11 protein-coding genes and 1 riboswitch are annotated in these 13,352 nt (G+C 60.4%); of the genes, 6 read left to right on the top strand and 5 right to left on the bottom strand.

Going from position 1 to position 13,352, the window contains the following annotated elements:
- Positions 1-239 precede the first annotated feature (239 nt).
- The 4 genes from DWY51_RS04335 (at position 240) to DWY51_RS04320 (ending at position 3,383) form a co-directional block, all read left to right on the top strand.
- Positions 240-578 (top strand): hypothetical protein, encoded by a 339-nt coding sequence (locus DWY51_RS04335; RefSeq protein WP_117758724.1) that lies wholly within the window; start codon positions 240-242, stop codon positions 576-578.
- An 83-nt stretch (positions 579-661) separates the two neighbouring features.
- Entirely contained in the window at positions 662-1,357 is a 696-nt protein-coding gene (locus tag DWY51_RS04330) for a Bax inhibitor-1 family protein (protein WP_117758723.1), read from the top strand.
- A gap of 137 nt (positions 1,358-1,494) precedes the next feature.
- Positions 1,495-2,646, top strand: coding sequence for a TIGR02452 family protein (locus DWY51_RS04325; protein WP_117758722.1), 1,152 nt, complete (start codon positions 1,495-1,497; stop codon positions 2,644-2,646).
- Positions 2,647-2,723: 77 nt separating this feature from the next.
- Positions 2,724-3,383: an SGNH/GDSL hydrolase family protein gene (locus DWY51_RS04320; protein ID WP_158556905.1), complete on the top strand. Its 660-nt coding sequence runs from the start codon at positions 2,724-2,726 to the stop codon at positions 3,381-3,383.
- A gap of 333 nt (positions 3,384-3,716) precedes the next feature.
- Here the strand turns inward: DWY51_RS04320 and thiD are convergent, their stop codons facing one another.
- Together thiD and thiC are read right to left on the bottom strand one after the other, a co-directional pair.
- The gene (gene thiD, locus DWY51_RS04315; protein ID WP_117758720.1) at positions 3,717-4,547 is read right to left on the bottom strand and encodes a bifunctional hydroxymethylpyrimidine kinase/phosphomethylpyrimidine kinase; all 831 of its coding nucleotides are present in this window, start codon (positions 4,545-4,547) and stop codon (positions 3,717-3,719) included.
- Between the two features lie 182 nt (positions 4,548-4,729).
- On the bottom strand, positions 4,730-6,064 hold the full coding sequence (gene thiC / locus DWY51_RS04310) for a phosphomethylpyrimidine synthase ThiC (RefSeq protein WP_117758719.1): 1,335 nt from the start codon (positions 6,062-6,064) through the stop codon (positions 4,730-4,732).
- A riboswitch (TPP riboswitch) is annotated at positions 6,057-6,172 on the bottom strand. Its footprint overlaps the gene before it by 8 nt.
- A gap of 63 nt (positions 6,173-6,235) precedes the next feature.
- Here thiC and DWY51_RS04305 point away from each other — a divergent pair.
- Positions 6,236-6,751: a hypothetical protein gene (locus tag DWY51_RS04305; protein WP_118072001.1), complete on the top strand. Its 516-nt coding sequence runs from the start codon at positions 6,236-6,238 to the stop codon at positions 6,749-6,751.
- Between the two features lie 23 nt (positions 6,752-6,774).
- Here DWY51_RS04305 and DWY51_RS04300 read toward each other — a convergent pair whose 3' ends face one another.
- Positions 6,775-7,584, bottom strand: coding sequence for a YaaA family protein (locus DWY51_RS04300; protein WP_117758717.1), 810 nt, complete (start codon positions 7,582-7,584; stop codon positions 6,775-6,777).
- A 105-nt stretch (positions 7,585-7,689) separates the two neighbouring features.
- Entirely contained in the window at positions 7,690-9,087 is a 1,398-nt protein-coding gene (locus tag DWY51_RS04295) for an aminopeptidase (RefSeq protein ID WP_117758716.1), read from the bottom strand.
- A gap of 166 nt (positions 9,088-9,253) precedes the next feature.
- Here DWY51_RS04295 and polA point away from each other — a divergent pair, with 166 nt between their 5' ends.
- A complete protein-coding gene (polA, locus tag DWY51_RS04290; RefSeq protein ID WP_117769997.1) occupies positions 9,254-12,004 on the top strand; it encodes a DNA polymerase I in 2,751 nt (916 codons plus the stop codon).
- A gap of 272 nt (positions 12,005-12,276) precedes the next feature.
- On the opposite strand, the gene DWY51_RS04285 is transcribed toward polA, so the two are convergent.
- The gene (locus DWY51_RS04285) at positions 12,277-13,104 is read right to left on the bottom strand and encodes a Cof-type HAD-IIB family hydrolase (protein WP_117769996.1); all 828 of its coding nucleotides are present in this window, start codon (positions 13,102-13,104) and stop codon (positions 12,277-12,279) included.
- Between the last annotated feature and the right edge of the window lie 248 nt (positions 13,105-13,352).

The raw sequence follows: 13,352 nt of genomic DNA, 5'->3' as shown, positions 1-13,352 counted from the left end.
CTCGAAGTTTGCAGACACGTTACAAAAACATGATAAATCGTATCACCTCCTGCGGGTCTCTTTACCGAGTTCTGATGGGAGAAGTGAACTTTTTGGCACTAAAATTGAATATTAGCCCTGTTGGCCGCGGGTGTTCTTTTTGCTAACACGCCATACGGACACGTGCGATTACTACGACACTCCAAAACCACAGTCTGTTCGCTTTACAACATGCAAACATGCGTTCGATAATAGGAGGCATGGAATATCGACAGACAGACGGCAAAACTCGGCGCGTGCACAAGCAGTATGTGGACGTCGTGGCCCGCATCCTCGCGGGCGGACAAGTCGTGCCGGTTACCGTCTGCTGGGTCGACGGTCGCTGCTTTACGATTGACGAGATCGTCTCGTCCACTGGTTTTGGCCTGACGGTCCACGGCGTTCGTACGGCAACCTATAAGGTGCGTTTTGGCGGGCACGCGACCGAGTTGTATCTGGAGGACCAGGCGTGCGGACGGCCGGACGGCTCGCAGGCCCACGTGATGCGTTGGTGGGTCTGGGCGTTTGATCGTACGCTTGAGGGCGAGCGCCGTAGGTAAGGACGCACGGCGTTCGGGTACAATGGCAGGAATCTTGTCATCTGCTGCGCCGTCTTTCACGGCGCTTTGTGAAAGGACGAAGTATGAACGATATCCAGGGCTATCAGAACGGCCCCATCGAGACCGGTGCAAGCCGTGCCAAGGAGATGTCGCCGCGCGCGTACAACCTTGTCATGTCTGCCCTGATTTTCTTGGGCTTTTGCGCCATGGGCGCCGGCGCCTACTTTACGAGCACCATGTCGTTTGCGCGCATGATGATGAGCGGCGCAGCCTTGCCGCTGGTCTTTGGCTCGTTTATTTTGACCATCGTCGGCATGGTCATGATGTCGGCCGCCGCCAGCAAGCAGTCCGTGGGCCTGTCCCTTGTGGGCTACGTAATCTTTGCGAGTACCTTTGGCCTGACCGCGTCGTTTGGCCTTGCCAACTACGACCTGCCCACCATCAACACCGCTTTTATCGCCACGGCCGCCATCACCTTTGTCTTTGGCGCGCTGGGCGTGACCTTCCCCAAGTTTTTCCAGCGCGTATATGGCATCGGTTTTGGCATTCTGCTCGCCACTGTTCTGGTTGAGATCGTGCTGATGTTCATGGGCGTCTCGCAGTCCATCACCGACCTGATCGTGATCGTGGTGTTCGCCGGCTTTATTGGCTACGACACCTATGTTGCCACGACGGTGCCGCCTACGCTGCCCAACGCCGTGCTCATGGCGTCCAATCTGTTCGTTGACATTATCAACGTGTTCCTGCGCATCCTGAACATCCTTGGCCGTCGCGACTAGTGGCGAATTGCGGCGGTGCTTGCCGTGCGGGCAAATCGATGCGAAAGGCGGTCCTTCGGGGCCGTCTTTTTTGTACGCGGCGGGGTATCATGGATGGGAAAAGCCGATAGCGGCAGCGACAGGAAAGGTGGCCACGTATGGCAGACGTCGACAACAGGAACCGTAACCGCAGGTCCAACCGAGCGGGTCAGCCCAATCCCAAGCGCGAGGCCCGTGCCAAGGCCGCCGAGCGTCACGTGTCAACTGTGTCCGAAGCGTGCGCCAAGGATATCGAGCGTTCGCTTGCCGGTGTTCGCGAGTTTGACGGTATGCCTGCCGGCTTTGTCGCGGCGATGAAGGCCAAGGTTCAGACTGCTGTGGCCGCTGAAGAACAGGTTGCCGAGGACGTCGAGGGCGCGGAGGCTGCCGAGACCGAGGCGGCACCCGAGAGCGAGGCAGCGCCCGAGACCGAGGCAGCTCCTGAGCCCGTCGAGGAGCCTGCCGAGGAAATCGCCGAAGCTGAGTCCGCGCCTGCTGAGGAGCCTGCTGCGTCCCTGCCTGAGGTCACCGTGCTCGATGCCTCCGCCACGCAGGCCATCTTGGACAACGGTCGTGGCTATGCGCAGTTCTGCGACATGGCCGTGCTCGCCTTTGCCTCGTTCACCAATCCGGGCGGTGGCTATATTCAGGGTTATCTGGGCCAGGAGGCCACGCTGTGCGCCGATTCGTATCTGTACAACGTTCTCGATAAGCAGCGCAAATGGTACGGCGAGAACCGTCGCCGCAACATCAACTGCGAGCTTTACCGAAACCGTGCGCTGGTGGTGCCTGCGGTGCGCTTCGATCGCAACCACGTGCATGCATACGCCGACGTGATCGTGGCCGCCGCGCCCAACGTTAAGCGCGCCCGCCAGGAGTATCGCGTGAGCGACGATGCTCTGCTGGATGCCCTGCGCGACCGCATTCGCTTTGTGCTTGCCATCTGCGACGAGCTGGGTCGCGAGAAGCTCGTACTGGGCGCTTGGGGCTGCGACAACAACGGCTTTGACGCCGAGGCCGTGGCCGAGCTCTTCCGCAAGGAGCTCGCGTCGGGCGACTTTAAGGTCAAGCAAGTCTTCTTTGCCGTGCCTTCTACGCGCTGGGATGAGGATTTTGCCAAGTTCGAGCACGTGCTGGCAAACTTCCCCGAGCGCAACGAGGAGTCCTATGCCCAGGTTGCCGCTCGCGCTGCGGCAGCTCGCGCCGCCGAGCAGGCCCAGGCTGCTACCGAGGATGATGAGAACGAGGACGATTGGCGCAAGTACCTGTAATCGGTACGTGCTGACAGATGGGTCGAGCCGGCGGGAGGGCTGCTCCCGTCGGCTTTTTACTGAGCGAGGGGCTTACGATGAAAAACGTTCTATGCTTTGGCGACAGCAACACCTATGGTTACGATCCGGCGGGCATGCGCGACGGCACCGCGGTGCGCTATGCGCGGGATGTGCGCTGGTGCGGCGTGGCCCAACGTGACTTAGGCGAGGGCTGGCATGTAATTGAAGAAGGCCTCAACGGCCGCACGACGGTACGCGACGACATGTGCCATCTGGACACCAATCTTAACGGCATCCGCGCGCTGCCGATGCTGCTCGAGGCCCATAAGCCACTGGACGCCATTGTGATCATGCTGGGCACCAACGACTGCAAGACGGTCTTTAACGTGACGGCTGCCGATATCGCCCGTGGCGCCATGGCGCTGATTCGCGCCGTCCGCGCGTTTCCGTGGACCGACGCTGCGCCTTGTCCGCGCATTCTGCTGATGGCTCCTATCAAGATCAAGCCGCAGATCGCCGATGTATATATGACCGATTTTGACGAGCGTTCCGTCGAGGCCTCGGAGCATTTTGCTGAATACTACGCGCACGTAGCCGAGCAGTTTGGCTGCGACTTTTTGAATGCAGCGGAGTTTGCCGAGCCGGGCGATATCGACTATCTGCATATGATGCCCGAAAGCCATGAGAGCCTGGGTCACGCCGTGGCGGCCAAGCTCCAAGAGATGCTCGGTGAGTAGCACGGCCCCAAACCACCACAATAGTTCTCCTTGCGACGGCTTGTTTCGTTGGTTTGCTTTGATCTGTAACAGTTGTAAGGCCAAAAACGGGCTAGATGTTACAGATTAAGATTATTTAGGTCGATATCGGTCGTTTGTCTCGATCTGTAACATCTAGGGTCGATTTTGCCGAGTTACTGTTACACATCGAGATTATCTTCTCAGTGGAATTTGGATGTCTCGATTTGTAACGGGTGGGCCGAAAAATGGACTTTAACTGTTACAGATCGAGATGTTTGTGGGAACCACCGCAAGGGTGCCTGTCCCCTTTGCGGTGGTTTTGGACTGCGAATCTTAATACTGCCACATGTGGTTGACGGGGCCGGAGCCTTTGCCCATGTTCAGGCCGGCGGCCAGAGCGCCTGTCAGGTAGGCCTTGCCAGCGTTGACGGCATCGGCAAGATCCATACCCTGGGCCAGCGCGCAGGCAATGGCGGACGAGAGCGTGCAGCCGGTGCCGTGTGTGTTATTGGTATCGATACGCTTGTGGCGGAACCACGTGGTGAGTGGATCTCCCAGATGGTTGCCCTCGTCATCGAGCGGCGCGGGTTCGGCCAGTACATCGTTGGCCTCGTTGACAAGATGCCCACCCTTAACGAGGGATGCGCAACCAAAGCGGCGGGTGAGGAGCATGGCAGCATTTTGCTGCGTGCGCTCGGAGTCGACCTCGTAGTCGAGCAGGGCCATGGCCTCGGGAATATTGGGCGTGATAACCGTCGCCAGCGGGAACAGGCGGCGGGTGAGCGCCTCGGCGGCATCTTCGGCAATCAGCCGCGCGCCCGAGGTGGCGACCATGACGGGGTCGACGACCACGTTCGTTGCGTTCCAGGCGCTCAAGCGGTCGGCGATGACTTCGATAATCTCGACAGAAGAAACCATGCCGATCTTGACGGCGCTCGGGCGGATATCGTCAAAAACGGCGTCAATTTGCGCGGCTACGATATCTGGCGAGATATCCTGTACGGCGGTGACGCCCAGCGTGTTTTGCGCTGTGATGGCGGTGATGGCCGTCTCGGCATACAGGCGGTGCGCCGTGATGGTCTTGATGTCGGCCTGAATGCCGGCGCCGCCGCTGGAATCGGATCCCGCGATGGACAGGACGGCAGGTACCTTACTACGATCCATGTTCGCTCCCTTGTTCGGTCGGAATCAAATGGGTCTTTAAGCCAGCATTATAAAGATGCCCGGGCCGACTCTATGTCGAACCCGGGCGGGCGATGCAATCTTTACGCAAATGCAAGCAAATGTTCACACGTCAACAATTGACAGGCACCAGCTCGCCGCCAGAGGCGGCCGCGGCGACAGGGTTAGTCCTCTATGCCGAGGTCGATCGTGGTGCCCTCGAAGATCTTGTTGACGGTGCGGACGGCGCACATCTTGCCACACATGGTGCAAGTGCCCTCGGTGGCGGCGGGGGACTCCTCGTAGCGCTTCTTGCCCGTAACCGGGTCGAGCGCGCACTCCCACATGGCGTCCCAGTCAAGCTTGCGGCGTGCCTGGCCCATCTTGTCGTCCATGTCGCGGGCGTGCGGCACCTTTTTGGCGATGTCGGCGGCGTGTGCGGCGATCTTGGTGGCCATGAGGCCGTCGAGCACATCCTGGGCGTTGGGCAGGCATAGGTGCTCTGCCGGTGTCACGTAGCACAGGAAGTCGGCACCGGAGCTGGCGGAGATGGCGCCGCCGATGGCAGCGGTGATGTGGTCGTAACCCACGCCGATATCGGTCACCAGCGGCCCGAGCACATAGAACGGAGCATTGTGGCACAGGCGTTTCTGCAGTTTCATGTTGGCGGCGATCTCGTCGAGCGCCATGTGACCCGGGCCCTCGACCATGACCTGGACGCCGGCGGCCCAAGCGCGCTTGCACAGCTTGCCCAGCTCGATCATCTCAGCGGTCTCGGTGGCGTCGTTGGAGTCGTAGAGGCAGCCCGGGCGGCAGGAGTCGCCGAGCGAAATCGTCACGTCGTACTCGTGGCAAATCTCGAGCAACTCGTCGTAGAACTCATAGAATGGGTTCTCGTTACCGGTGACCTCCATCCAGCCAAACAGCAGTGAGCCGCCACGGCTCACGATGTTCATCAGGCGGCCGGTCTCCTTAAAGGTCTTGGTGACCGACTTGTTTATGCCGCAGTGGATGGTCATAAAGTCCACGCCGTCCTCGGCATGCGCGCGCACGACTTCGAACAGGTCGTCCTTGGTGAGCTTGACCAGCGGCTTTTCCATGTAGCCGATGGCGTCGTACATGGGGACGGTGCCTACCATGAGCGGCGTCTCGTCGATGAGCTGCTGGCGGAACTGGCGCGTCTTGCCCGAGTTGGAGAGGTCCATGATGGCGTCGGCGCCAAAGTCCTCGGCGATCTTGACCTTCTTCCATTCCTCGGCGGCATCGGCCTTGTCGCCCGAGATGCCCAGGTTCACGTTGACCTTGGTGGACAGGCCCTCACCGACGCCAAAGGCGCGCATGCCCTTTTTGATGTGCACGATGTTGGCGGGAATGGAGATGCGGCCGTCGGCCACGCGCTCGCGGATGTACTCGGGGTCGCGATGCTCGCGCTCGGCGACCTCCTTCATCTGCGGTGTGATCCGCCCGGCGCGGGCGAAGTCGATTTGCGTGACGAGCTTGGGCTCGGTCTGTGCGCTCATTGGCACGGCTCCCTTCGTTGGCATTACCCATATCAGGTTTGCGGGTCAGGGCGGGCGCGCCCAGTCTCAGCCTGCCGTCTTGTCCTGCAAGCTCCCCGTTTATGTAATGGGCTCAAGTATAGCCTGAATGGGTACGATTGGGCCAACGAGCGTGCCTGTGGGGAGGCGTACATGGAAGACAAGCATCTATATCGAGAGACACAATGGGGTGTATCGGCCGAGGAAAGCCGTGCGCACCATGGGTTGGTCGCGATTGGTTTTGCGGTGCTTGCCGTGCTGGTGATTGCCTTTTGTATTTGGACGTTCGGCGGTCCTGGCGGCGCCACCTGGGGGTTTGAAGCCGACGAGGGCCTGCCGATTATGACCATGAAAGTTTCTGGTGGCAACACGGTTGCCGCACCGGGCGACTATTGGTATCCGCGCGACGAGTTTGTGCAGCTGCAGCTGAGCGGCGGGTCTATTCCGGGTGAAGAAATCGAACGCGTGACGTTTGATGCGACGCTCAAAACGCTGACGGTGAAGCTCAAAGATCAAGGGGACGTGCCCACGACCATGGACATTGCGCTGACGGAGTGGCGTCTGGAACCTCCGTCGGGCGTTACGGTATCCGACGTAGAGCACGTTAAGATTACCTACCAAGATGGCTCGACGAGCGAGATTGCAAAGGCCGATGGCTTGGCGGAGTAACGGGGTGTTTGGAAACGGCGGGCCTATAGTGCCTGCGCGTTCATGAAAACCAGGGTGTTTTTGTCTGAAAGCTCGGGGATGTGCCGATAGCCGATGTTGAATGCGGTAAGTTCGCTTGCATCCTCGAGCTTGTTTTCTGCCATCCACCGCACCATGGAGCCGCGCGCCTTTTTGCTGGCGGTCGACCGTTGGATGGGCTTCCCGTTGCGGATGCCCTCGCCAAAGAGGCATGTGACGGCCGTGGCGTCGCCCGCGAGGTGGGGCAGAACGGCTTTGGCATACTCTACGCTGGCGAGGTTGACGATCGTGGTGTTTGAGCCTGCCGGGGCGATAGCCCGCGCGAGCTTATCGCTCCAAAATGCGTAGAGGTCTCGGGCACCGTCGACGACAAGCTTCGCGCCCATCTCCAGCCGATACGGTTCGACGGCATGAAAGGGACGAACGCACCCGTAGAGGCCGGAGAGGATCCACAGATGGCTTTGCAGCCAGGCGAGCTGTTCGGCATCCATTACCTCGGGTGCCATGCTCTGGTACTGAATGCCGTGATAGGACATGATGGCAGGGGAGAAGTGACGGGCGAGTGCGGGATTGTCGAGATCGCCGTTTTTCAGGATGGGCCCGAACTCATGCAGGGTGTTGAGGCAAGGTCCCAGCAGTTTGTCACTCACGTTCCACAGCGCCTGCAGGCCGCCGCTGCCTTCATTCCGCTCGATATCTAGCAGTGCGCGGTGGAGGCGAGCTGTCTCGCGCACAAAGGGTGGAATGCCCAGGACTTCAAAAGCATTTTGGGCCGCGCGCATCTGCTTGGCGGGCGAAATGATGACCTGCAGCATGGACTCTCCTCTGCCAAAAAAGAAATTGCGGTGGAATACGGTCTGTTTGGGCTATTGAAAGACCAAATCAATCCGTATTCCACCGCAAGTTATGGGTGGGGTGGATTAGGCGCGCTCGAGGAAGGCCTTGTAGCCGCGATAGGCCTCGTAGATGTCGGCCTTGTTGGCGACCTCCCACAGGGCGTGCATGGACAGGACGGCAACGCCGGAATCGATGACGTTCATGCCGTACTTGGCCATGATGTAGGCGATGGTGCCGCCGCCGCCCGCGTTGACGCGGCCGAGCTCGCAGGTCTGGAAGTCCACTCCTGCCTTGTCCATGATGTCGCGAATGAGGGCCACATACTCGGCGTCGGCGTCGTTAGAGCCGCCCTTGCCGCGGCTGCCCGTGTACTTGTTAAAGCACAGGCCGCGACCCATAAAGGCGGCGTTCTTGGTCTCGAACTTGCCGGCATAGCCCGGGTCGAAGCCGGCGGACACGTCGGAGGAGAGCATACGGCTGTGGGCGAGCGCGCGGCGCAGAGCCAGCGGGCTGTCCTCGCCGGCGAGCGTCATGATCTCGGCGACGGTGTTCTCGAAGAAGCGGCTCGTCATGCCGGTGGCGCCCACGGAGCCGATCTCCTCTTTGTCGACGATGAGCGTGATGCTCGTGCGCTCGACATTGGCCACATTGATCTGGGCGAGCATGGAGGGGTAAGCGCAGACGCGGTCGTCGTGACCATAGCCCAGAATCATGGAGCGGTCGAGGCCCATGTCGCGGGCGGGGCCGGCGGGCACGACCTCGATCTCGGCGGAGAGGAAGTCCTCCTCCTCGACGCCGTACTGCTCTTTGAGGATGTCCAAGAACATCTGCTTGACGGGCTCCTTGGAAGCGTCCTTGTCGTCCTCATCGAACTTGACGGGACGGCCGCCCACGATCACGTCGAGAATCTCGGCGTCGACGGCGTCCTTGGCGGGCTTGGCCATCTGCTCGCTCGAGAGGTGGATCAGCAGATCGGAGATGGTAAAGACCGGATCGTCTGCCTTGTCGCCGATATTGATGTCGACGGTGGTACCGTCCTTTTTGCAGATGACGCCCACGAGTGCGAGCGGGGAGGCTACCCAGTGGTAGCTCTTGACGCCGCCGTAGTAGTGCGTGTCGAGGTAGGCCATGTCGCCGGCCTCGAAGGCGGGATTCTGCTTAAGGTCCAGGCGCGGCGAGTCCACGTGGGCGCCCAGGATGTTAAAGCCCTGCTCGAGCGGGGCGGTGCCCAGGTTGACGAGCATAAGGTCCTTGCCGTGGTTGGCGGCGTACACCTTGTCGCCGGCCTTGAGCGTGCGGCCCTCGGCGATCACGGTCTCCAGGTCGACGTATCCCGCCTCCTCGGCCATCTTGATGCCGGTCTTGACGCACAGGCGCTCGGTCTTGTTCTCGCTCAAAAACTGCTTATAGCCGCGGCAAAGCCCCTCGAGCTCCTCGACTTGCTGTGGCGTGTACTTTTTCCATGCGCAGGGACGCTCCATGACGCAGGCTCCTTTCGGATCGATCGTGCTGGTTGATGTACCGTGAGCCATCGTATCACGCGCGGGCTCGCGGTGGCGGGGGAGCTTGATGTGCGGTGGCCGCGGGGCGGGGAGCGTGTAAACTGGAGTAAGCAAACCGTGCCCAGCCCAAAGCGAGGTATTCAATATGTCTGACAAGCGCCGCACCTTTGCCGTTATCGACGGCAACTCGCTCATGCACCGCGCCTTCCACGCCGTGCCGCCCACCATGAATGCGCCGGACGGCCGCCCCACCAACGCGATTTTCGGCTTTCTGAACATGTTTCTCAAGATGATCGATGCCTTTAACCCCGACGGTGTGGTCGTGGCGTTTGACAAGGGCAAACCGCGCGTGCGCATGGAGATGCTGCCGCAGTATAAGGCGCAACGCCCGCCCATGGACCCCGATCTGCATGCGCAGTTTCCGATGATCAAGGAGCTGCTCACCGCGCTCAACGTGCCGATTCTGCAGTCCGAGGGCTGGGAAGGCGACGATATCCTGGGAACCATGGCGCGCCTGGGTGAAGAGGCCGGCTGCGACATGCTGCTGGTGACCGGCGACCGCGACATGTATCAACTCGTGACCGAGCACGTCAACGTGGTCTCGACCCGCAAGGGCCTGTCCGACGTGGCGATCATGACGCCCGAGAGCGTGGACGACCTGTATCATGGCATTACGCCGGCGCTCGTGCCCGATTTTTACGGTCTAAAGGGCGATACGTCGGACAACATTCCCGGCGTACCGGGCATCGGCCCCAAAAAGGCGAGCGCGCTCATCGCACAGTACGGCAGCTTGGACGAGGTCATCGCGCATGCCGACGAGGTCAAGGGCAAGATGGGCGAGAACCTGCGTGCGCACATCGACGATGCGCTGCTGAGCCGCAAGGTCGCAACCATTCGCACCGATGCGCCCGTCGAGCTCGATTTTGAGGCGACGTCCTTCCCGGCGTTTTCTGCCGACGAGGTGTCTGCGGCACTGGGTACGCTTGGTATCACCGCCATGCAGAACCGTTTCTTGGCGTTGATCGGCGGCGAGGGCGGGGCTGCTGCTGCCTCCAGTGTGTTTGAGATACCTGCTATGGTTCGCGCAGCCGCCGGCGATGCCGACGCGCTTGGTGCCGTTGCGGCTGAGGTCTCCCGCGCGATTGATGCCGGCGAGTGGGTCGCCGCCGTGGTGGACGACGACAAGGAAGAGGGCGCGCTCTTTGGACTGACGCGCACGCTGTGGTTGGCGACGTCCAAGGGCCTGTTCGCGCTCGAGGAGGGCGACGGCGGTACCACTGCCGTAGTCGATGGCTTCAACTTCGCCCACGGCGTGATTGCCGGCGTGCTTGCGCGCCTGTTTATGGAGGGCCGCGTGGCGAGCCCGGATACGAAGGCGTTGTTGCACGAGCTTTCGCCCATCGATTCTTCTGAGCCCGAGCTCATGGATCCGCTGGCAGTCGATTCCACGCGTATCTTCGACACCGTGGTTGCCGCCTACCTGCTGGATTCTGACCGCTCTGAGTTTGACGAGGCGTATCTGGCCGATACCTATCTGCAGATGGCGCTGCCTGCGGCGCGCGGTGCAGAGGGTGCCGGTGAGGACGCTCCGGCGCCTGCCGCCCGTACTGCGGCCCTGACGCTGGCGCTCGTGGCGCCGTTGCGCGACCGCATGGCCCGCGAGAACGCCGCCAACGTGTTCGATGGTATCGAGATGCCGCTCGTTCCGGTACTTGCCAAGATGGAGCGCGCGGGCATGCTTGTGGACCCCGACCGCCTGCACAGTCTGTCCGAGGGTCTGGCGACCCAGATTGCCGAGGTTGAGCGCAGCATTCGCGACCTGGCGGGTGACGAGACCTTTAACATCGGCAGCCCCATGCAACTTTCGCACGTGCTCTTTGACGTGATGGGCCTTCCGACCAAGGGCCTCAAGAAGACTAAGCGCGGCTATTATTCAACCAACGCCAAGGTTCTGAGCGATCTTGCCCGTGACCACGAAATCGTGCGTCTGATCTTGGACTGGCGTGAGAAGTCTAAGATCAAGTCCACCTATCTGGACACGCTGGGCCCGCTACGCCGTGGTGACGGTCGCGTACACACTACGTACAACCAGACCATCACGGCAACGGGGCGTCTGTCCTCGAGCGACCCGAACCTGCAGAACATCCCGACGCGCTCGGAGCTGGGTCGTACCGTCAAGACGGCGTTTTCGGCAGGCGAGGGAAGCGTCTTTTTGGCGGTGGACTACTCGCAGATCGAGCTGCGTCTGCTGGCACATCTCTCGGGTGACGAGCACCTGGTGCGCGCCTTTAACGAGGGCGAGGACTTCCATGCCGAGACGGCGGCGCGCGTGTTTGGTGTGCCGGTGTCCGAGGTAACGCCCGACTTGCGCAGTCGCGCCAAGGCCGTGAACTTTGGCATCGTGTATGGCCAGCAGGCCTACGGCCTGTCGCAGTCGCTGCATATCTCGATGGCCGAGGCACGCGACATGATCGACCGCTACTATGAGGCCTATCCGGGCGTGCGCACGTTCCTCGACAACGTGGTGGTGCGTGCCAAGCAGACAGGTTACGCCGAGACCATGTACGGCCGCCGTCGCCACATTCCGGAGCTCAAGGCCAAAAATCCGCAACTCCGCGGCTTTGGCGAGCGTACGGCCATGAACCACCCCATGCAGGGCACCGCCGCCGACATCATCAAGATCGCGATGGCCCGCGTGAGCCGCCGTCTGGAAGAAGAGGACTTTGCCGCCCACATGATTCTGCAGGTACACGACGAACTGGACTTTGAGTGCCCCGTCGACGAAGTCGAGCGCCTCACCGCCATGGTCCGCGACGTCATGGAGCACGTAGTAGACCTCCGCGTACCGTTGATCGCCGAAGCCAGCACCGGCATAACCTGGGCCGATGCCAAATAAAGAAGCACCAACAAATCCAAAGTAACCAAAAGTAGAAGGGGCTCCTTGCCAACAAGGAGCCCCCTTCATTCCAAAAAATCAGCCAAGTATCTAGACGCCAAGACGCCATCTAGGCGGCAGACAAGTAAACCTAGGGCCTGGCCGGTCGGCACGGGTTAACTTTTCGTAGATTCCGCACGCAAAGAAAGCCACTTAATGTGGCTTTCGTCTTGCGCAGGACCTGACCGAGCGAAAAGTTATCCCGTGCCGCCCGGCCAGGCCCGATGGGACGGCTACCGAGCCGCCAAGATAGCGTCGATGAGCGTCAGTACGCCCCCGTCGTTGTTGCTCGGAATGCGCCACTTAGCATGCGCGTTCATATGCTCCTCGGCGTTGTCCACGATAAAGCTATGTCCGACGCGCTCCAGCATGGGGATATCGTTGTACGTATCGCCCACGGCGGCGGCGTCGGCGATATCGATGTCCAGGTGCTCGCATAGGTGCGCGACGCCGGCGCCCTTGTCGACGCCCAAGTTCATGAAGTCGATCCACTCGCGCCCGGCATTGGTGACGTAGAGCTTGTCCGAGAACTCGGGGCTATAGGTCTCGCGGAATGCAGGCTCGGCATCGTAGCCGGGGAAGAAGATCGAAATCTTGTTAGACTCGACGTCAAGGCCCTCAAAGGTATCGACGTAGTTGATCGTGTTGTAGTAAACGCTGAGCTCGTCGTGGTATTGATGGTCGCGAGCAAGCACGTAAAACTCGTCGAAGCAGCATAGCACGGGGACGGCGCGCGAATCCTCCGAGGCGCGCGCAAGCACCTGCTGATACAGCGCCACATCGATAGTGCTCTTATAGATATAGTTGCCGCGATAGATTACGCACGCGCCGTTATCGGGGCAAAAAGCGATGCGGCCCTTAATGTCCTCGAACATCTCCTCGAGCTTGGGAGCGGGACGTCCGCTGGCGGGGCAGAACACGATGCCGGCCTCGGCGAGCTTTTCCAAGCGCTCATCGAGGCCCTGGGGTAGCACGCGCTCGTCGGTCAGCAACGTCTTGTCCATATCGACGGCGAGAAGCTTAATGTTGCCGATAGCGGCGTCAGATTCAAAAGTTTGCATAAAACGCGCCTTTCCGTTTCTAATTTGTTTCGGGCGGAATAACCCTCCAGTTGGTAATCTGGCGTATTTTCGCAGGATTGGCGCGTATTTGCACCACACTTCACAAAGTAATGAAAAAAAATTTCAGAAATTTGAATTTGTCGCTTGCGCTGTAGGCACTTTAGCGTAATATAGCGACCATCGAAAACGGAGACGGAAAAACAACCGCTTACCGAGGAAAAGGTACCGTTTACGATATTAGAATTGCG

Origin of the sequence: Collinsella sp. AF25-2LB (assembly GCF_003458415.1) — a bacterium.
GTDB lineage: Bacteria > Actinomycetota > Coriobacteriia > Coriobacteriales > Coriobacteriaceae > Collinsella.
This window is presented reverse-complemented; position numbering and strand designations above follow the sequence as displayed.

Coding starts and splice junctions, on each gene's coding strand:
- DWY51_RS04320 (WP_158556905.1), top strand. CDS start 2,724: ATGAAAAACGTTCTATGCTTTGGCGACAGCAACACCTATGGTTACGAT.
- DWY51_RS04300 (WP_117758717.1), bottom strand. CDS start 7,584: ATGCTGCAGGTCATCATTTCGCCCGCCAAGCAGATGCGCGCGGCCCAA.
- DWY51_RS04285 (WP_117769996.1), bottom strand. CDS start 13,104: ATGCAAACTTTTGAATCTGACGCCGCTATCGGCAACATTAAGCTTCTC.
- DWY51_RS04325 (WP_117758722.1), top strand. CDS start 1,495: ATGGCAGACGTCGACAACAGGAACCGTAACCGCAGGTCCAACCGAGCG.
- thiC (WP_117758719.1), bottom strand. CDS start 6,064: ATGAGCGCACAGACCGAGCCCAAGCTCGTCACGCAAATCGACTTCGCC.
- polA (WP_117769997.1), top strand. CDS start 9,254: ATGTCTGACAAGCGCCGCACCTTTGCCGTTATCGACGGCAACTCGCTC.
- DWY51_RS04330 (WP_117758723.1), top strand. CDS start 662: ATGAACGATATCCAGGGCTATCAGAACGGCCCCATCGAGACCGGTGCA.
- DWY51_RS04295 (WP_117758716.1), bottom strand. CDS start 9,087: ATGGAGCGTCCCTGCGCATGGAAAAAGTACACGCCACAGCAAGTCGAG.
- DWY51_RS04335 (WP_117758724.1), top strand. CDS start 240: ATGGAATATCGACAGACAGACGGCAAAACTCGGCGCGTGCACAAGCAG.
- thiD (WP_117758720.1), bottom strand. CDS start 4,547: ATGGATCGTAGTAAGGTACCTGCCGTCCTGTCCATCGCGGGATCCGAT.
- DWY51_RS04305 (WP_118072001.1), top strand. CDS start 6,236: ATGGAAGACAAGCATCTATATCGAGAGACACAATGGGGTGTATCGGCC.